Genomic DNA, 20,243 nt, shown 5'->3' on the forward strand with positions numbered 1-20,243 from the left:
CGCGGCAACACGCAGACGTTGCTACGGAGGCCCGCTGGCGACGCCTGTCGATGGTTCGGCATTCCAGCCACGTAATTGCAGTGTGGCGTTGCGCAAGATGGCCGCGGACGGACCGCGAATTTCCACCACGCGCTCTTCGCCTGGCACCAGGCTCAGATAGTTGTCGCTGTAGTACGCCGGCAGGATGCGGTGGCCTTGCGCGTCCACCAGGGTCAGCTTGGTATTGAGCGCCACCTGCTGCGACCGATTGCGCACAGTGGCGCGCAGCACGGCCTCGTTGCCCTCCTGCAGCTGCGTGGTGAGCTGCAGCGGCACCGTCGCGAGTGCGCCCAGTCCACGCATCGCCGCTGCATCGCGCGCCACCCAATAGAAGTTGCGTGATCGCACTACCGCATCGCGGTCGAGTAACTGCAAACGCACAAAGCCCAACCCGTTGGTATCCTTCAGCAACGGCGCCAACTGCAGCACGGGCGCCGACACTGCCACCGCTGCGGCATCCAGCGCTTGTTCGCGCTGTTGCAGCAGCGTGCCGTCATTGGCATACACCTGCGCACGCACGCGCAGCCCGCGTACCGGCTCGGCGGCGTTGTTGACCACCACCACCTCATGCCCCGGCAGGTTCATCTGCACATGCAGCGTCTCGGCCGCATTGCGCACGCCGTAATAAGCGGCGTGGGTGTCGTAGTCGTGGCTGTAGATCTGCCACATGTTGCTCGGCCACGCCGGGTGGCTCATCCAGAGCAGGCGCCCGCTGTTCTTGCTCCACAACTGCGCGTTGAAGCCTTCGAAGATGGCGCGATGGGTTTCGTAATTGAGCAGCTGTGCCTTGCGCTCGAAATCGTCCAGGCTGGTCGGTGTACCCAGCTTGTCGGTAAGCGTGCGCATGAAGCTGTTGGTGTCGCCGTTACCGGACTGGTGCCAGTCGTGATACGCCCACGCATCGCTGATCGGCCATTGGTCGCCAACTGCCGGCACCGACGCCTTAAACGACTCCAGCGTGGAAAACGATGGCGTGCCCACTTCCACCGAGAAACCCTGCGCCAATGTGTTGAAGTACGCCACCGGCTCGCGGTAGTTGTACGGCCCACTGCCCTGCAGATTGATCTCGTTGGAACTGCCGGTGTACCAGCGTGTGCCGTCGAGTTCGGCGACCAGCGTGTCCAGGCCTTCGTTGAGAATGGGCGCTGGCACGCCTTCGTTGCGGCCAAACCACAATACGATGGAGGGATGATTGCGGAAGCGTTTGATCACTTCAGCGGCATTGTCCAGGAACAGTGCCGCGTCGGCCGGCTCCATGTTGTAGTTCTGCGTGGACTGCCAGAAATCATTGAGCACCAACATGCCGTATTCGTCGGCCAGCTCGAAGAAGCTTGCTTCGGTGTTCTGCCCGACCCAATTGCGCACCACATTGAAATGCGCATCGCGCTGCAGGCGGAAGTACGGCTCCAACCGCTCACGCGACACGCGCTTGCGCCAATCGTCCATGCCCCAGTTACCGCCCTTCACCGCAATACGTACGCCGTTGATGCGGATGACCAGTTGCGGAGCCAGCGTGGAATCGTCCAGCTGTTGCACTGCCGGCGAGGTCAGCGCAGCGGGATACAGCGATTGCGCATGACCACCGGGAACCGGCCGAATCGCTGCATGGCGCACATCGACGATGCGTTCACCACGCTGGCGGGCCTGGTTGAGATCGACCAGCACGCGGCGCAGTGCGCCATCGTCGTCGAACAACGACAGTTCGTAGGTCACCTCGCGAATGCCAAAGCGCAGCTGCTGCGCGTCCGAACGCGCGCCCGCCACATCGACACCAATCTGCAGCGTGTACAGCGCAGGCTCGCCGTAGCCGTTCGGCCACCACAGCCGTGGATTGGCGATGCGCAGCTGCGGCGTATCGGCCGCGGTGAACTTCAGCGCGCTGCCGCCGGCCGGCACTGTCACCTGGCGCTGGATCGTCACATCGCCGAAGGCCAACTGTACAGTGCCGTGCACCGCAGCGGCCGTGTCGTTGCGCAGCGGCACATTGATTTCGAGCTCGGCAGTTTGATGATCCGGCGCCAGCCGCGCGGTCAACACCTGGGTATCGCCGAGTGCGAGCGGGCCACTGGCATGCAGTTGCACGTCTTGCCACAGACCGGCGTTGCGGTCGCGCACGGCTGGAATCCAATCCCAACCCTCGCTGGCGATAAAGGTCGGCCCATCCAGGGCCTGCATACCACCGTTTTCGCCCACGCCTGCACTCATCGATTGCTCGTGCGCAATGCCAGGATGTGGCGGCGGCGACACCCGCACCGCGATCGTGTTACGACCGGGCTTGAGTTGTTTGCTGACATCGAAACGACCGCGTGCGAACGCACCGCGCGTGCGGCCAATCTCCACACCGTTGAACCAGATTTCGCCGGCATAGTTGATACCGTTGAACAGCAATTCCAGACGCTTGCCTTGCGCGGCGGCAGGAACGTCGAAACTGCTGCGGTACCACCAATCCTGCCGACTCAGCGCTTCGGGGATGGCCATATTGTTGAGGCCGATATCCGGATCCGGATACACCCCACGGTCGACCAGTGTGGTGAGCACGGTACCGGGTACGGTGGCCGCACGCCATGCGGCCTTGCCGGCGGCGTAGTCGCTACGCGACAGCGTGGCGCCGTTCGCTTGCCCAAGCTCGGGTGCAGCAGCCAGTTGCCATGCACCCACACGCCAGGATGTGGCGTCCAGCGCTTGCAGCGCAGGCGCATGCGGTACCTGCTGCGCAACCGGCGCCGAGAACGCAGCGGCGCTGCGCGGCAGCGTTGCAGCCGGCTGTGGCTCGAGCTGGCCGGCCATCTGTTTGACCTGTAAGCGCCAACTTGGCGATGCATCTTCGAAGCGTTGCAGTGCCGGATCCGGCGCATGTACGGCGAGCCGTGCAATGGCATCGGCATCCAGCGCACCAGCCTGCGCAGTAAAGCCTGCGATATCGCCGCCGAAGTGTTGCGTATACGCCGCTGGTTGTGGGCGTGGGCCGAACACCAGCATCGGCGCAACGGCCGCCTGTTGCACGCGACCACTGGCAACCTTGCGGCCGTTGGCGTACAGCGTCAGACGTGTGCCCCGTGCCACTGCCGCCACTTGCGTCCAGGTCTGCGCCGGCAAAGGGTGTGTACTACGCAGCACGTTGTCGGCGCCCTGCGTAAAGCCGAGTTTGCCGCCATCAATCGTGAAGTAGCGGCCGGCGCCTTGCGGATCGCCGACGCCGACAATCAATGCAGGGCCTGTGATCGAACGTGATGGGCGCACCCATCCGGAGACGCTCCAGTCCGCATTGGCAGACAACAACGGCGTCCCGGTGGCGAGCTGCTTGTTCAGCGCAACGCCGCCCGCAAGCACACGCACGTCGTACGGACCAGGCGGTCATTGGCAGGCGCAGCCTCCACTGCAGTCCAGCCCATGCAGCCACACAACAACCACAGCGCTCCACGTCGGAACGCGTTGCGAACCATCAGCATTAGAGGCCTCTCCCAAGCTCTACTGCCACACAACGGTGCACATCGCTTCGACGCAATCGGCAAACCGTCTTGCGGACGTTTTGCGTCATGTCCTTAGTGATGCCGCCCGTGGCTGCCGCCCCTGTTTCAGCGGCCATGGTGCGAGGTAACGTTACCCCAGCTAGATATCGACAACAACCTTTCTGCGTTAGGGTTAGCAATCCCAGGAGGAGGGAATCATGCGAAACCTGATCCAGTCCGCATTCGCTGCGGCATGCGCGTTGTTGTGTTTGATCGCTGCACCCGCTGTCGCACAGCACTTACGCGTGCAATCACCCGATGCACGCACGCAAGTGGAATTCACGTTACGCGCCGGTGGCGTACCCAGCTATCGCGTGCTGTATCGCAACACGCTCGTGCTCGACGATGCACCGCTCGGGCTGGATCTGGGCCGCGGTAACAAGCTCGGCCAGGACATGACGCTACAACGCAGTACGACCGAGCTGCACGACAGCCGCTTTACCTTGACGGTTGGAAAGACGCGACAGGTACGCGACCACTATCGAGAACTGCGCGTGCAGCTGATCGATGCGAAACAGCGCAAGCTCAACATCGAATTGCGTGCGTATGACGACGGTGTCGCGCTGCGTTACGTGCTTCCGGATGCAGGGCAGGTTCGCATTCGCGATGAACTCACCAGCTTCGCGTTCCCGCAGGATTACCGCTGCTGGAACTTGAATCTGGGTCGCTTCGGAACCAGTCACGAGGGCGAATACGATGCGATCGCCGCATCCAAATTGCGCGCGCACACTCTGCTTGAGTTACCGCTGGTGTGCCAGACCGATGTCAATGGCACCACGCTTGCGATCGGCGAAGCGAATCTGCGCGATTACGCCGGCTTGTATCTCACCGGCCGGCCCGATGGCAGGCTGGGCGTAGCGGCAAAACTGTCGCCGCGCCTGGACGACCCCACGGTGGCGGTCAGCATTGATGCCCAGGGCCGCGATTTTGCGACGCCATGGCGCGTGATCATGCTGGCCGACAACCCGGCGAGCCTGATCGAATCCAACCTGATTTCTGCACTCAATCCGCCGCCCGCCTTCGATGCGGGTTGGGTACGCGCGGGCAAATCGGCGTGGGATTGGTGGTCGGGCAGCCTGGCCAGCGGCGTGGCAAACCCGGGCATGAATACCGCCACCATCCAGCGCTACATCGACCACGCGCAGGAGTTGAAGCTGCAATACATGCTGATCGACGATGGTTGGTGTTACGGCAGTACCGGCGATGGTCAGTACAACGCCGATGCGGATATTCTCCGTCCGGTCGAGCACCTCGATCTGCCCGGTCTGGTGAACTACGCGCGCAAGCGCGACGTCGGGCTGTGGCTGTGGGCGCACTGGCGCGCGCTCGATGCGCACATGGACGAAGCGCTCACCTGGTACCAGCAACTCGGTATCAAGGGCATCAAAGTCGATTTCATGGACCGCGACGATCAGCAGATGGTGGACTTCTACCATCGCCTGCTGAGCAAGGCTGCCGAGCACAAGTTACTGGTAGATCTGCACGGTGCGTATCACCCGACCGGGCTGACCCGCACCTATCCGAACTACCTCACTCAAGAGGGTGTACTCGGTGCCGAGTACAACAAGTGGAGCGCGCGCATCACCGCTACGCACAATCTCACGCTGCCGTTTACGCGCATGTTGCTCGGGCCGATGGATTACACGCCCGGCGGCTTCCGCAATGTCCGCCCGGCTGACTTCAAGCCACAGCACTTCGGGCCGCAGGTGATGACCACGCGTGCGCAGCAGCTGGCGATGTACGTGGTCTACGAAAGTCCGTTTGCGGTGGTTGCCGACAGTCCCGAGCAATACGAAAACGTGCCTGCGGCGCAGTTCCTGCGCGACGTGCCTGCAAGCTGGGACGAGACGCGCGCATTGGACGGCGCCATCGGCGAACACATTGCAATAGCGCGGCGTAGCGGCAAAGACTGGTATGTGGGTGCGATGACCAACGAGCAGGCGCGCACGATGGAGGTGCCGTTGTCGTTCCTGGGCCGGGGCAACTGGACGGCCACTATTTATGCCGATGGCCAAGCACCAACACAGGTACGCATCGACACCCGTACGCTCAGCCAGCAGGACACGCTGCGGCTGACATTGGCGGCTAGCGGCGGTGTCGCAATCAGGCTGCAGGCAGAGGAGAGGTAGCCGGCCGGCAATGAGGTGATCGCCGCCACGGTTGCGCAATGTGTCGTTCCGTGGGCGTCATTGCATTGCATGCAATGACGCTTAGGCGTAGCCCATCGCACTTGTTACATGCCTTCGGTCACGCAACGCGACGCCGCGCGTGCAGACGCGCTAGCGGGCACTACCATGCACACGCTTCATCGCCGGCACACCATCGCGCATAGCGCGATCGCCGTGTCGATTGCACTGTGCTGCATGTTACGCCGCGTGCACGCAGTCTCTCCATGGCGCAAAGGAGACCTCGATGCCCCTTCATTCGTCTCGGCCACAACGTGCCCGCTGCTTGCTGCCCCTGCTGATCGCCTGCGCCCTCGCGTCGCCAAGCATGGCGGCCAACCTGCTGGCGCCCTCCATTTCGGCCAACCGCGATCAGCAGATCGACACGTGGATGCCGCCGTTGCTGCGCACCGCCGCCACCACGCAGGTGGTCGATGGGCAAGAGGCGGCGCAACGCAGTGCGCGCGCGCTATCGTTGGCATTTCCGCAAGTCACTGCCGACTTCCAGCAGTTCTGGCAAACCCAGACGCGCAGCGACTACGGCCATCGCGCGGCGACGGCCAAGGTCGCCGACCCGACCGCGTTCGCCGAGATGCAACGCTATCTGTTCAATCGTTATAACGGGGTGTCGGTACTTGCCACGCTGCATCAAGGTCCGCAGGTATTCGACTGCATTGCACAGGCACAACAGCCAGGCATGCGCGATGGGCGGCAGGCGGCGACACCGCCGCAGCTTGCTGCGCGTGGCCCGCAGGCAGCGGCGACCGATGCACAGCGTTGCCCGCAAGGCACCGTTCCGCTGCAACGCATCGGCATCGCCGACCTCGCCCGGCACGCGAACCTGCAAGCCTTCCTGCAATCGGATAGCCTGACGCTGGCGGCCAGCCGCACCAGCGTCAGCCCGGCTGCCGTGTCCGACGGTCACTACTATTCCACGGTGTACTTCGACACCGGCAATGCCGCGGTCACCGGCGCCGGTGCCGACATCAACCTCTGGGCGCCGGCCTTGCGCAGTAGCGATGAGCAACAGACCATCAGTCAAGTGTGGATCGTCGGTCAGAGCGACACCCAGCAAACACAGACCTTGGAAGTGGGTTGGGAAGCGTAGCCAGCCGCAGGCTGGGGCAATCTTCCGATCGTATTCATCTACTCCACCCAGGACGGCTATGCCCATACCGGCTGCCACAATCTGGATTGCGCCGATTTCGTACAGACCAGTAACCTGCAAATCCTAGGGAGTCGTCCCAGTGCAGGCTACAGTGTTGCAAGAGGCAAGCAGACGCTGATGGGCGTGGAGTTTCAGCGCAATACCGACGGCAATTGGTGGTTACGCATCGACGGCGAATGGATCGGCTACTACAAGGCCACCCTGTACTCGGGCGAGCTCGGCGAAGGACATGCCGGATATGTGACCGCCGGCGGCGAAGTTTCGACCAGGAGTGGCATTCCCAGCCCACGCATGGGTAGTGGTCAGATCGCGACCGCCGGCTATGGACAAGCAGCATTCCAGGCCAACCACTTCTATCGCGATGCCAACATGACCACTTATCCGGTGCGGGCGCTATCGAACATGAGTGTGGTCCAGCCGGCCTGCTACACGATGGCGCTGGTTGGCTACGGCTATCCGTATGCGCTGGGAACCGGCGTCACTCGCGCCAGCCCAGCGCCGGAGATGCGCACCGGAGGTTTCTATTTTGGCGGACCTGGCTGTCCGCGCTAAATCGCTTGCGCGCGCACTGCCCAGTGCGCGTGCTTACGGCAGATCGAGATGCGCACACGCGCCCGGGCGAACGTCCTTGATCTGATGCACGCCACGCGCATCGAACTGTAGCCCTGCATGCGTCGGTGCAAACGCCGGCCAGGCAGGCAGTCCCTTGGTATTCGGATTGCCATGCCGCACGAACGCGGCCCAATAGCGCTGTAGGCTCACCGGCGGCTGGCCGATCGGCAGGTTCTTGAACAGGAACGGCAACTCCGCGCTATGCGTCACCTGCCCACCGGACACGGCGGTATCGAACATGTAATGCCAGACCGGTACGCCCAGCGCAGCCTGGCGTTGCGCCATGGTCACCGCCGGGCAGCGGAAGGTGAGATCGGTGGACAACTGCATGGACGCATTGCCTTGCCGCGCGGCGCGCTGCGCGATGTCGGCGCGATGCGTTTGCAGGATGGCATCGGCTTGGTCGGGATAGTCGCGGCGCACCCGCTTCTGGGCGCCCTCCTCGCCGCCATAGCGCAGTTCCTGCACCACATATCCGATCAAGAGCGGCACCTTTGCCTGCGCGCCGGCAGCCAGCAGTTCGGCCGGCGCACGTGGCAGCGCGCGTCCATCGACCACCGCCTGCAGCCAGATGTAGCCGTCGTCATCCAGCGCCGGCACATCCACGCCTTGCGCGGCCTTGAGTAGTTGCTCGGCCGGCAATGCGCGCAGCTGCGCCAGGCGCGTGGCCGGATCGTCGATACCTGCACGCTTAGCGATGCTGACACCCAGTGCACGGTTATCTTCCAGGCTGCGCGCCGGCAGGCCGAAGCCGGCGGTGCCGCTCTGTTCGATCGCCGCCGAAAACAGGCCGCGCGCGAGCGGGCTGAGCATCAAAAGACCTACATCCTGGCCCCCAGCCGATTGCCCAGCGATGGTCACCCGCGCGGGGTCGCCACCGAACTGCGCGATGTTGTCGTGCACCCATCGCAGCGCAGCGATCTGGTCGAGCAAGGCAACATTACCGGCGGCTTCGTTGTCGCCATCACTCAGCTCCGGCAACGACAGGAAGCCCAGCACGCCCAGCCGGTATTGCAGCGTCACTACCAGCATGTCCTGCGCCACCAGGTTGGTGGGCAGATGCCCATCGGCGCCGCCGGCCACATTGGCACCACCGTGGATCCACACGAACACCGGCAGCGGCTTGGCCGGATGCAGCTTGGGCGTCTGCACTTCGACGTACAGGCAATCCTCGGTACCGCGCTTGGCCATGGCGTTGTTCCACCCCAGTGCCGGCTGCACGCATGGCGTAGCGGCCTGGGTGGCATCACGCACCTGCGTCCATGGCGCAATGGGCTGCGGCGGGCGCCAACGCAGCGCGCCCAGCGGCGGCGCGGCAAAGGGAATTGCCCGGAACACTGCGCTACCGTCGTCCTGCCATTGGCCGCGCACCGCGCCATGATCGGTGCGCACCTCGGGAGGTGCGGCAGGCGTTACAGCAAACGCGCTCGCGCTGAACACATAACTGCTCGCAAGCAGCAACGCAGAAAGATGCAACATCAGTGTTCTCCGGTGAGCACGCGTGCGTGCCAGGCGGCCTGGAAGACTGCAGTGGCCGAGGCGACGTTGAGACTTTCCACCTTGCCGCTGCCGCGGATCGACAGCTGCAGATCGCAGTCGCGCGCAAATGCGCGGTCCATGCCTTCGCTCTCTGCGCCCATCACGTACACCAGGCGCTGCGGCAACGCGGCGGCGAACACATCCTGGCCGCCATCCACCAGCGTGGCAGCAATGGCGAAACCAGCCTGACGCAATTGCGCCATCGCGGTTGCGGTGTCGGGCAGTTGCACCAGCGGCACCGCCTCGGCACCGCCTTCGGCCACCCGTGCCGCTGCGCCGGACAAGCCGAGCGTGGAGGCGGCCGGCAGCAACAGACCCGCAACGCCGAAGTGCGCTGACGAGCGCAACATCGCGCCGAAGTTATGCGGGTTGCCCACCCCATCCAGCCATAGCGCCAGCACCGGGCCCTGCGGCAAGGCGGCCAGCCACTCCTGCAACGATTGCGGGGTGACGCGCAGCACCTCGGCCACGATGCCTTCATGGTGCGCACTGGCAGCGAGCTTGCCCAGATCGGCCTCTTCCACCACGCGATAGCCGATGCGTTGAGTCACGCACCAGGCCAGCAGCGCCTTGAACTGTGGAATGCGCGCCTCACTCAGATAGAGCTTGCGCAGCGCCTCCGGGCGCGCCTTGAACACGGCCTGCACAGCATTGATGCCGTACAGCCGCACCTCGCGCGCGTTGCTGCTCGCCGCAGCGGCGGGCGGTGGCGCAATGGCGGGGGTGCGCTGCGCCGGCGCGCGGGGCCCTGCGCTACGTGGCGCAGGCGTGCGCGGCGCAACGCGGCCCCACGGGTTGTGCGAGGCACCGGAGCCGCCGTCGCGTGGCGGCCGTCCGCCGCGTCCATCATGCTGTGTCATCGTCGTATCCAATCATTCGTATTGCTTGCAGTGCGGAACGGCTGTTTCCGGCCGTTTCGCAGTGTGTGTTGGTCATGCTGCAGCACCGGCAAGGCCGCTGCCGCAGGCGCAGTGCCGACGATGGTAAGCCACTGGCGCGATGGGCCGTATACGGCGCGGCCGGGCTGAGGCAGGTTGAAGGTCTTGCGGCCTGCGGGCGACGAGGTTGAGGCGATGGACGGCTAGCAGGATCAGTGGGCCGCCTGTGGTGAATATTCATCACGTAAGGATCGCAATCACGCGCCTGCAATGAGCGAGCGAAGGCACGCAAACGGGCATTCAAGCCGCAGCAGCAGGCGGGTTCACCCGTGCAAACACACGTAGATCGTGCAGCCCATCCGGCTTCACCAGCGCGCAGCGGCTCACACCTTCTTCGACAAAGCCATTGCATAGCAACACTTTGGCCGATGCAGGGTTGGTATCGAGCACGGTGGCCTGCACACGATAGAGCGGTAGCGTCTGCATCGCCCAGGCGACATACGTGTCCACGATGCGCGTCATCCAGCCGCGGCCCCAATACGCGCGACCAATCCAATAGCCCAGCTCGGCCGAGAAGCGTCGCTCGCCCTGCCCTGTGCGCACTGCAATCGTGCCGCGGGCCTGGCCACCGATCTCGATGGCCAGCACCGGATGCTGCAGATCAACCACGCGCCCGGCCAGGAATGCCTCGCCGTCGGCACGTGTGTATGGATGAGGAAATCGCTCGCTCAATCCGCGCGGCACCAGCGGGTCGTTGGCATGCCGCAACAAAGCCTCCAGGTCGTCCTGGCGCCAGCGGCGCAGCACGAAGCCTTCTCCGTGCAGCATCAGCGATTCGTCCATTGCGTGGCCCTGGCATGCGCAGTATCGACTGCGCCGATACTGCGCACACCGGGCGCACGCTGCAACTCAACGCTTGACGGTTTGCGCCTGCTTCAGCGCGGCACACAGGCGGATGGTTTCGCCAGTCTGGGCCAGGCCACGGTCCGCGCCACTGAGCTTGGCCAGGCGCGGCTTGAAGAACGCATCCAGGCGATCGGCTTCTTCAATGCTGCAGCCACCGGCCGCGCCCAGCGCCGGCAAGCCGCCACCGTCGAACGAGCCGCTGCGTTGCACGATGCGGTCGAAGTTGGCGGTGAACCAGGTCCACATCGAATCGTGAGAGCTCTTGTAACTGTGTCCGCGCATCAGCAGGCTTTTCATTTCGCCTACCTTGATCGCATCGGTCAATGCGAAATCACGCACCTGCTTCAGCAGCGCCGGATCCTGCACCGCACCCAGTGCGGCGATCATGGCGTTGCGTTGGGCTGGGTCGGCGTGCGTGCGCAGTGCATCGATGAGCGTCTGCACTGCCGGTGCGCCGCGCTCCTGCGCGGTCACCGCCAACACGGTGCCGAGCAGGTCCGGGTTGGCGGCGGAGAAATCCAGTGCGCCGTTGCCGCCGGCCAGTACCGCATCGCCTTGTGCGAGCAGTGCCTTGCGTACCTCTGCGTTCTGCAGACGCAATGCGAACAGGCCGACCAGCGACGCACGCAATGCGGTGTCGTCGACCGACTCGCCGCTGCGCCGCGTGTAGCCCAATGCACGTAGACGCGGCAGGTACGCCTGTTCGGCAGGCTTGCGCAATGCGCCGCGCTGCGCCTCGGTCGTTGCCTGGTAACGCCAGATCCACACGAAGCGATCCACCAGCGCGGTAGAGACATCGGCCGATTTCGATGGCGCCAGCTGCGTAATCGCCGCCAGCACGGCCGCGTTGTCGGCATCGCCGTGGCGGTACGCCGCATTGATCGCATCGGCATAGGCGAGCTGTTCGTTGTCGTCCAGCTGGCCGACCTGCTTACCCAGCGCCGCCAACTGCTTTTTGGGCAGCGAGAAGCGGTAATAGCCGGCGCCACGCGCATTCGGGAACACCCAGGTGTTCTTGCCGGCGGCTTCCAGCACGATGCTGCCGCTGCCGTCTTCGAGCAACTGGCAGGCGGTACCCACTTGGTTCTTAGCCTTGCCGTACTTCACGCACACCGGCATGCCCCATTGCTGCGCGGTGGAGCCGGTGGACCCCAGCGGCAGATAGCGCTGCTGCTGCAGTTTGACCACGGTCTTGCCGCGCTCGCGGGCAACCTCGGTCTGCAGATACGGCACACCCGGTTGATTGAGGAAGCTGCGGAATGCGGCCTTGAAATCGTCGCCCTTGCCGGCCGCTTCGGCGATCGCATCGACCAGATCGTCTGGCCGTGGCATTACCGAACTTGTGCTTGGCGATACACGCACGCATGCCCTCGCGGAACACGTCTTCGCCGACGAAAGCTTCAAACATCGCCAGCACCGCAGCACCCTTTTGGTAGGTGATGCCGTCGAACACGGTTTCGATATCGCCATTGCCGGTGATCGGCTGGCGAATCTTGCGCGCGCTCACCAGGCTGTCGTTCTCCATCGCGCGCTGCGCGCCGCTGATACGGTCCAGATTGGCGTTGTAATCCGGGTGCAGCTGCATGGTGATCTTCTGCTGCATCCAGGTGGCGAACGCTTCGTTGAGCCACAGGTCGTCCCACCATTCCATAGTCACCGCATCGCCGGTCCACTGATGCGCCAGTTCGTGCGCATTGACGTTGAAGGAGCGCTGCACGTTCTCTGCCGGCGAATCCTTGTCCAGCAACAGCAGCCAATCGCGAAAGGTCACAAATCCTGGGTTTTCCATCGCGCCGGCGCTGAAGTCCGGTGCGGCGACCAGATCGAGTTTGTCGAATGGATAGCCGAAGGCGTAGTAATCCTCCAGTGCGGCGATGATGGCCGGAGTCTGGTCCAGCGCGGGGGTAATGCGCGGGCCCTGGCCCTTGGCGGCGATGCCGCGCAACGGCGTGGCGTTGGGGCGCTGCGGCGTGGCCGGCATCGGCGCCACGTCCACCACGTCCCACGGGCCGGCGGCGTAGGCAACCAGATACGTCGGCAGCGGCACGGTCGGGGCGAAGGTGACCGTCTTCCAGCCCTTTCCGGCCGGCTTGGTCGAGGTGGCGATGGTATTGGCCAGGGCCTGGTCGCCGCTGGGCACGGTCAGGCTGATGTCGAACGGCGTCTTGAAGGCGGGCTCATCGAAGCCCGGGAACGCACAACGCGCACTGATCGGCTCCATCTGCGTCATCGCATATGCCTTGCCCTGGTATTTCACCTGGTACAGGCCCTGCAGTTGCTGGTTGAGCGGCGCGCTGTAGGTGATCTCCACGGTGAGCGTCTGCGGCGTGAGCGTGCGGCCAAAATCCAACCGCGCCAGGCCGGTCTGCGCATCGGCTTCCACGTAGCGTGCGGTCAACGGCTTGCCTTTGCCCTTGCCCTTAGCCGGCGTGATGGTGACCTTGCTGACCTGCAATTCCTTGCCGTGTATCCAGAGATGGTCGGACGCCTGCTTGAGCTGCACGCGGATGGTGATGCGGCCACTGAATTGGGTTTGTTCCGGATCGATCTTGAGCGCGAGGCTGTAGCGCTCCGGTACTGCCCAGGTCGGTAGGCGACCATTGGGAACTGGTTCGCCGGACGACTGCGCCAGCGCATTGCCGCAGCACAACGTGAGCAGGGAAGGAACAAACAGGCAGGCAAAACGACGCATCGGCAACTCCGGTTATAACAATCTTCGAAGTGCACCATATTTCATCCATGACTGTCATGGGCCATTGGTTGGCAACCAGGCCAAACCAACGCTGCGCCGCGCAGGCAACTCCAGCCACCACACACGCCCGTCTTGGCTTGACGCCGTTACGGCCCTTGCAGCGACGGTCTCCCGTGGATCGCCTTACCAGACGTATTGCATTGCTCTGCATGCACCGCGCATCGAGGAGATTGCGCAGCGCAATGCACTGCCGGACGCTCAGTTGCGCGTGCGCACATGCTGGCGATGGGCATCGACGGCCTTGCACCGTTCCCGCATCGGCGAACACCGGCAGCAGCTAAGCAGCCGGCCTCCTCCTTCAGGCATGCCCACCCACCGAAGGCGCTTGCGCTTCCAAGCTTTCCAGCTGACGCGCCACCGCTTCCGGCGACTTGGTGTATGGGGCGATCAGGCTGTAAAACGCTGGCACCACGTATAGCGACAACAACGTCGACAGCGACACGCCGAAAATCACCACCACGCCAATGGTGGCGCGGCTGGCCGAGCCGGGCCCACCCGCCACCACCAGCGGAATCGCACCAACCACTGTTGCAATCGAGGTCATCAGGATCGGGCGCAAACGCACCGATGCCGATTCCACGATGGCCGCATGCACGCTGCGACCTTCATCGCGCAACTGGTTGGCGAACTCCACAATCAGAATGCCGTTCTTGGCGGCCAAGCCTACCAGCATCACGATGCCGATCTGACTAAACAGGTTGAGTGTGCCGCCGGTCAGCCACAGGCCCACCAGCGCCCCCAGCACCGCCAACGGCACCGTGAGCATGATCACCAACGGATGCGCAAAACTTTCGAACTGCGCGGCCAGCACCAGATACACCACCAGCAGCGCCATGCCGAAGGTCAACAACACCGCACTGCCGGATTGCTGGTACTCGCGCGATTCGCCCTTCCAGTCGACCTGCGCATATTCGGGCAATTCTTCCTGCGCCGCCTGCTGCGCCCAGGCGATGGCATCGCCGAGCGGATAGCCCGGCGCCAGGCCCGCGGTGATCGTGATTGCACGCAGGCGATTGAAGCGATTCAAGGTGCCGGCTTCGGCCACTTCGCTCAAGGTCACCAGGTTGGAAAGCGGAATCAGCTCACCACGGTTGGAACGCACGCGGATCGCGGTGAGATCTTCCGGCGCCATGCGACCTTCGCGCCCGGCTTGCAGCATGACGTCGTATTCCTCGCCGTTGTCGACGAAGGTGGTGACGCGGCGCGAGCCCATCAGTGCTTCCAGTGCGCCGCCAATCGCAGTCACCGGCACCCCCAGATCGGCCGCGCGCAGGCGGTCGATATTGACGCGCATTTGCGGGCGGGTTTCCTTGTAATCCGAGTCGGGGCCGACCAGGCCGGGGTTGGCTTCCATGCGCTGCAGGATGCGATCGCGCCACTGCGCGATTTCTGCGTAATCCGGCCCGCCCAGCACCAGCTGGAACGGTTGCCCGCGGCTACGCACCAGCCCGCCGCTCACCTGTGTGCGTGCGCGTACGCCGCTGAGCACATTGAGTTTCTGCTGCACCTCATCGGCCACTTCGGTGGTGGGGCGGTTGCGTTTTTGCCAGTCCTGCAAGAACACGCTGACGCGGCCGGTATGCATCTCCTCGCTGCTGCCAAAGCCGCCAGGCACGCGCGGGTTGGCACGCACGATGGGTTTGTCCGGGCCCACGTAGGGGCGCAGGATGGCTTCCACCTGATGCATTTGCCCCACCGTGTAATCGAAACCGGCACCTTCCGGGCCATCGATCATGATCTGGAAATTGCCGCGGTCTTCAGCCGGTGCCAGTTCGGAAGGAATGCGGCCCATCAGCCATGCGCTGGCGCCCAGCGCCAACAGCATCAGCAGCGCAAAGATCCAGGTGCGGTGCACATGCCGCTCCAGCGAGCGCCCGTAAGCACCGGACACCGCCTGCATGCGCCCATCGAACCATTGGTGGAAGCGATTGGGCTTGGCCTGCCGGTGCGAGCGCAACAACTTGGACGACATCATCGGCGTCAGCGTCAGTGCCACGAAGGCCGAAATCGCCACCGCCGCCGCCAATGCCACTGCCAACTCGCGGAACAGCCGCCCGGTATTGCCTTCCAGAAAACCGACCGGCAGAAACACCGCCACCAGCACCGCGGTGGTCGCAATCACCGCAAACGCCACCTGCCCGGTGCCGCGCTTGGCGGCCACCAGCGGCGGCTCGCCCAGATCGATGCGGCGCTGGATGTTTTCCACCACCACGATAGCATCGTCCACCACCAAGCCAATACACAGCACCAACGCCAGCAAGGTGAGCAGGTTGATCGAAAAATCGAACGCGTACAGCGCGATAAAGGAGGCAATCAGACACACCGGCACCGTCACTGCAGGAATCAGTGCGGCGCGTGCACTGCCCAAGAATACCCAGATCACCACCAGCACCAGCACCACCGCTTCCACCAACGTGTGATACACGCGCTCCACCGCTGCATCGATGAAGGTGGTGGTGTCGAAGGCGACGAAGATATTGGTGCCCTGCGGCAGCGACTTCTGCACTTCTTCGGCCTGCGCGCGTGCTTCGCGTGCCACATCCAGCGCGTTGGCAGTGGAGTTACGCACGATGCCCAGGCCCACGTTGGGCACGCCGTTGCTCTGGAAATACGCACGCCGCTCGGCCGAGGTCAGCTCGACCCTGGCCACATCGCCCAGCCGTACCACATAACCGCCCTCGCCCTTGTTCAATGGCAGCTTGGCGAAGTCTTCGGGCTTGAGATAACTGCGCTCCACGCGCAAGGTGAAATCGCGCTGCGCCGATTCGATGCTGCCGGCGGGCAGCTCCACGTTTTCGTTCTGCAGCGCCGCTTCCACATCGGCGACGGTGAGTTGGCGTGCGGCCAGCTGGTCGCGGTCCAGCCAGATGCGCATGGCATAGCGCTGACGCCCGCCGATCCGCACCTGCGCCACGCCATCCAGGCTGGAAAAACGATCCACCACATAGCGTTCGGCATAGTCGGACAGCTGCAGCGTGTCCATCGTGCTGGAGCTCATGTTGAGCCACAGGATGGGGTCGGCATCGGCTTCGACCTTGGAAATCTCGGGCGGGCGCGCCTGGTCTGGCATGCGGTCGGACACGCGACTGACCGCGTCGCGCACGTCGTTGGCGGCCGCTTCCACATCGCGCGATTGCACGAATTCGATACTGATATCGGAGGAGCCATTGCGGCTGCGCGCCTCAATGGTGGAGATGCCCTCGATACCGGCGAGTGCGTCTTCCAGCACTTGGGTGATGCGGCTTTCCACCACCGCCGCCGAAGCGCCGGTGTATTCCACATCCACCGAGACGATGGGCGGGTCGATCGCCGGCAACTCGCGCAGGGTGAGGCGGGTGAACGACATCACCCCCAGCACGATCAGCAGCAAACTCATCACCACCGCCATCACCGGGCGGGTGATCGACAGATCTGAGAGTTTCATTGCGCTGCCGCCTGCGGGCGGGCCGCTGCGGGCGGGGCCTGATTCACCACCTTCAAGCCCGCACGCAGCTTGCCGGTGCCATCCACCACCATGCGCTCACCGGCCTTGACGCCTTCAAGAATTTCCACCTTGCCGTCGCGGCGCTCACCCAGGCGCACATCGGCGCGCTCTACGCTGCTGTCGGGCTTGACACGGAACACATACGATTCGCGCCCCACCTGCACCACCGCAATTTCCGGGATCACCACCGCCTGGCGCGCCGGCTGGAACAGCCGCACATCCAGCAGCATGCCCGGACGCAGCCGGCGATCGTCGTTGGGGAAATCCGCGCGCACCGTCACCGAGCGCGTGGTCTCGTCGATGCGCGAATCGATGGTCACCACTTCACCCTCGAACTGCGCGCCCGGATACGCCGCCGCGCTGCCGCTCACCGCATTGCCGAGTTGCACCAGGCCGAACTGCGATTCCGGCACCTGGAAATCCACGTACATGCGCGCCACATCGTCCAGCGTGGCGATCACCGTGCTGGAGGTGATCAGCGAACCAGGACTGATCTGGCGAATACCGAGCACACCGGAGAACGGCGCGCGCACCTCGCGGTCGGTAATTTCCGCGCGCATCTGCTGCACCCGTGCCTGCGCGGCATCGCGCAACGCACGCTGGGTATCCACGGTGGATTTGGCCACCAGTTGCTGGCCAACCAGGCTCAACTGGCGGCGATACAATTGGTCGGTTTCTTCAAAGGTGGCCTGTGCGGCCGTCAATGCGGCCCGTTGCGAATTGCCGCGCAGACGCAGCAGCAATTGCCCGGCCTTGACCTCGTCGCCGCTGTCGAAATACACCTGCTCCACCACATCGCTGACCGCTGCGGTGAGCGCCACCGATTCGCGCGCACGCACCGTGGCGATCGACTGCACCGTCGAGTTCCAGGGTTGGGTGGCCACCGCCTGCACAGAGACCGGAATGGGTTTGGCGGCTGCTGGCGTGCTGGCCTGACGGCTACAACCGGACAGGACAGCGGCCAACAAGAGCGCGGCGCAAACGCGCGCGCTGGGCAGAACAAGCATCAGAACATCCTGGCGGGGTACGTCGAAAGTTTACCGACCTAGCCGCCATGAATTGACAGAAAGGACGCGCTTTGCACCATGACCAAAGACCCTTGCTGTCCTTGGCACGATGCGCTGGTCAGCGCGACCATGGCCGTGCTGCCTGCATGGGTTCATACACCGCCGTTCTGCCATTCACCAGGTTCGTCTGACGACTGCCCACCCTGTCGTTGGGGCCACCCTTCAGCGTTCCAGACCCAGAAACTCGAGCACGTGGCGCGCCAGCACCTCTACATTCTCACCATCGGCGTGAAGATGGATCTCCGGCGTCTCTGGCGCCTCATACGGCGAGTCGATCCCGGTGAAATTGGGAATCTGCCCGGCACGCGCCTTGCGGTACAGCCCCTTCACATCGCGCGCCTCGGCAACTGCCAGCGGCACATCTACAAACACTTCGACAAACTCGCCCTGATCGAAGCGCTCGCGCGCCAGTTGCCGCTCGGCACGGAACGGCGAGATGAAGCTCACCAGCACGATCAGGCCGGCATCGGCCATCAAGCGTGCCACTTCGGCCACGCGGCGGATGTTTTCCACGCGGTCTTCGTCGGTGAAACCCAGATCGCGGTTGAGCCCGTGGCGCACGTTATCGCCGTCCAGGATGAAGGTGTGATAGCCCAGCGAGTGCAGACGTTTGTCGACCAGGTTGGCCACAGTGGACTTGCCTGCACCCGACAGGCCGGTAAACCACAGCACGCGCGGCGCCTGGCCCTTGATGCGCGCACGTGCGCTGCGATCCACATCCAGATGCTGCCAATGCACGTTGCCGGCACGGCGCAACGCGAATTCCAGCGTGCCGGCAGCCACCGTGGCATTGCTCTGCCGGTCGATCAGGATGAAACCGCCGAGCACGCGGTTGCGCGCATACGGCGAGAACGCGATGGGCTCGTCCAGCGCCAGATTGCAGTAGCCCACTTCGTTGAGCTCCAGCCGTTTGGCGGCCAGCCGCTCCTGCGTGTTCACATCGACCTTGTGCTTGATCTCGCTGATGCTTGCGGTGACCGTGCGGGTGCCGATCTTGAGCCAGTACGGGCGCCCGGGCAGCAGTGCGGCATCGTCCATCCACAGCAGATGCGCAGCGAACTGGTCGGCCACTTCCGGCGGGTCATCGATGGCGGCGATGATGTCGCCACGGCTGATATCGATCTCGTCGCGCAGGGTCAGCGTCACCGCCTGCCCGGCGCGTGCGCTGCTCACCTCGCCGTTGGCATCGAGCACGCTTGCCACCTGCGTGCGGCGCCCGGACGGCACCACCAAGACCGCATCGCCCACACGCACTTGGCCGGCGGCAATCGTGCCTGCATAGCCACGGAACTGCGCGTTGGGGCGGTTGACCCACTGCACTGGCAAACGCAGGCCGCTGCCGGCTTCCGGCGGCTCCAGCTGCACGGTGTCCAGATGCTGCAGCAGATGCGGGCCGCTGTACCACGGCATCCGCGTCGAAGCGCTGGACAGATTTTCGCCAGCCAGCGCAGACAGCGGAATGCACTGCACATCGGTAATGCCTAGCTGCGCGGCAAGCGTCTTGTAGGCATCTGCGATCGCAGCGAACACCTGCGCGTCGTAGTCCACCAGGTCCATCTTGTTGACTGCCAGCACCACATGGCGGATGCCCAGCAACGACACGATGTAGCTGTGCCGGTGCGTCTGCGCTAGCAAGCCCTTGCGTGCATCCACCAGCACCACCGCCACATCGGCCGTGGATGCGCCGGTGGCCATATTGCGCGTGTACTGCTCGTGCCCGGGGCAATCGGCCACGATGAATTTGCGTTGGTCGGTATCGAAATAGCGGTACGCCACATCAATGGTAATTCCCTGCTCGCGCTCGGCCGCCAGCCCGTCCATCAACAACGCGTAATCGATGCCCTCGCCCTGCGTTCCATGCCGCCGGCTATCGCTTTCCAGCACCGCCAGCTGATCGTCGAACAAGCGCTTGCTGTCGTACAGCAACCGCCCGATCAGCGTGCTCTTGCCATCGTCCACGCTGCCGCAGGTGATAAAGCGCAGTAAGGGCTTGGATTCGTGCTGCTGGAGATAGGCACCGATGGTGCCGGGAATCGGGAGTCGGGAATCGGGAATCGCAAAGGCGTTCTCTTCGATCGTGACGCTTGCCGGCAACCGCTGTTGCGATTCCCCATTCTCCATTCC

General features: G+C 64.0%; 9 protein-coding genes and 2 pseudogenes. 3 read left to right on the plus strand and 8 right to left on the minus strand.

Annotation, left to right across the window (positions count from 1 at the left end):
• Positions 1 to 21: 21 nt before the first annotated feature.
• A pseudogene (locus tag KWO_RS18675) lies at positions 22 to 3,488 on the minus strand (glycosyl hydrolase 2 galactose-binding domain-containing protein).
• Between the two features lie 218 nt (positions 3,489 to 3,706).
• On the opposite strand from KWO_RS18675, the gene KWO_RS18680 reads away from it, so the two are divergent.
• The 3 genes from KWO_RS18680 to KWO_RS23180 all read left to right on the plus strand — a co-directional run bounded on the left by KWO_RS18680 (position 3,707) and on the right by KWO_RS23180 (position 7,433).
• Positions 3,707 to 5,677 carry a glycoside hydrolase family 97 protein gene (locus KWO_RS18680; RefSeq protein WP_010377986.1) on the plus strand — a complete coding sequence of 657 codons (1,971 nt, stop codon included), beginning with the start codon at positions 3,707 to 3,709 and terminating at the stop codon, positions 5,675 to 5,677.
• Between the two features lie 364 nt (positions 5,678 to 6,041).
• A complete protein-coding gene (locus KWO_RS23175; RefSeq protein WP_017112625.1) occupies positions 6,042 to 6,821 on the plus strand; it encodes a hypothetical protein in 780 nt (259 codons plus the stop codon).
• An 81-nt stretch (positions 6,822 to 6,902) separates the two neighbouring features.
• Positions 6,903 to 7,433 (plus strand): neprosin family prolyl endopeptidase, encoded by a 531-nt coding sequence (locus KWO_RS23180; protein ID WP_235047218.1) that lies wholly within the window; start codon positions 6,903 to 6,905, stop codon positions 7,431 to 7,433.
• A gap of 33 nt (positions 7,434 to 7,466) precedes the next feature.
• Here KWO_RS23180 and KWO_RS18695 read toward each other — a convergent pair whose 3' ends face one another.
• From KWO_RS18695 to cysN, 7 genes and pseudogenes are all read right to left on the minus strand, one after another.
• Positions 7,467 to 8,972, minus strand: coding sequence for a carboxylesterase/lipase family protein (locus KWO_RS18695; RefSeq protein WP_010377983.1), 1,506 nt, complete (start codon positions 8,970 to 8,972; stop codon positions 7,467 to 7,469).
• A complete protein-coding gene (locus KWO_RS18700; RefSeq protein WP_017113670.1) occupies positions 8,972 to 9,892 on the minus strand; it encodes a TrmH family RNA methyltransferase in 921 nt (306 codons plus the stop codon). The genes KWO_RS18695 and KWO_RS18700 overlap by 1 nt, the downstream gene beginning before the upstream one ends.
• A gap of 318 nt (positions 9,893 to 10,210) precedes the next feature.
• Positions 10,211 to 10,753 (minus strand): GNAT family N-acetyltransferase, encoded by a 543-nt coding sequence (locus tag KWO_RS18705; protein ID WP_010377976.1) that lies wholly within the window; start codon positions 10,751 to 10,753, stop codon positions 10,211 to 10,213.
• Positions 10,754 to 10,819: 66 nt separating this feature from the next.
• Positions 10,820 to 13,508: pseudogene (locus KWO_RS18710) on the minus strand (M1 family metallopeptidase).
• Positions 13,509 to 13,866: 358 nt separating this feature from the next.
• Positions 13,867 to 16,992: an efflux RND transporter permease subunit gene (locus tag KWO_RS18715; RefSeq protein WP_010377974.1), complete on the minus strand. Its 3,126-nt coding sequence runs from the start codon at positions 16,990 to 16,992 to the stop codon at positions 13,867 to 13,869.
• The gene (locus KWO_RS18720) at positions 16,989 to 18,059 is read right to left on the minus strand and encodes an efflux RND transporter periplasmic adaptor subunit (RefSeq protein ID WP_010377972.1); all 1,071 of its coding nucleotides are present in this window, start codon (positions 18,057 to 18,059) and stop codon (positions 16,989 to 16,991) included. Before KWO_RS18720 ends, KWO_RS18715 begins: the two co-directional genes overlap by 4 nt.
• Before the next feature lie 222 nt (positions 18,060 to 18,281).
• Positions 18,282 to 20,195: a sulfate adenylyltransferase subunit CysN gene (cysN, locus tag KWO_RS18725; RefSeq protein WP_026113155.1), complete on the minus strand. Its 1,914-nt coding sequence runs from the start codon at positions 20,193 to 20,195 to the stop codon at positions 18,282 to 18,284.
• Positions 20,196 to 20,243: the final 48 nt, after the last annotated feature.

The organism is Xanthomonas vasicola pv. musacearum NCPPB 4379 (assembly GCF_000277895.2).
GTDB lineage: Bacteria > Pseudomonadota > Gammaproteobacteria > Xanthomonadales > Xanthomonadaceae > Xanthomonas > Xanthomonas vasicola.

Bases quoted from the DNA above. Each gene is read 5' to 3' on its own strand.
- KWO_RS18715 (WP_010377974.1), bottom strand. From the start codon at position 16,992: ATGAAACTCTCAGATCTGTCGATCACCCGCCCGGTGATGGCGGTGGTG.
- KWO_RS23175 (WP_017112625.1), top strand. From the start codon at position 6,042: ATGGCGGCCAACCTGCTGGCGCCCTCCATTTCGGCCAACCGCGATCAG.
- KWO_RS18680 (WP_010377986.1), top strand. From the start codon at position 3,707: ATGCGAAACCTGATCCAGTCCGCATTCGCTGCGGCATGCGCGTTGTTG.
- KWO_RS18720 (WP_010377972.1), bottom strand. From the start codon at position 18,059: ATGCTTGTTCTGCCCAGCGCGCGCGTTTGCGCCGCGCTCTTGTTGGCC.
- KWO_RS18700 (WP_017113670.1), bottom strand. From the start codon at position 9,892: ATGACACAGCATGATGGACGCGGCGGACGGCCGCCACGCGACGGCGGC.
- KWO_RS18695 (WP_010377983.1), bottom strand. From the start codon at position 8,972: ATGTTGCATCTTTCTGCGTTGCTGCTTGCGAGCAGTTATGTGTTCAGC.
- KWO_RS18705 (WP_010377976.1), bottom strand. From the start codon at position 10,753: ATGGACGAATCGCTGATGCTGCACGGAGAAGGCTTCGTGCTGCGCCGC.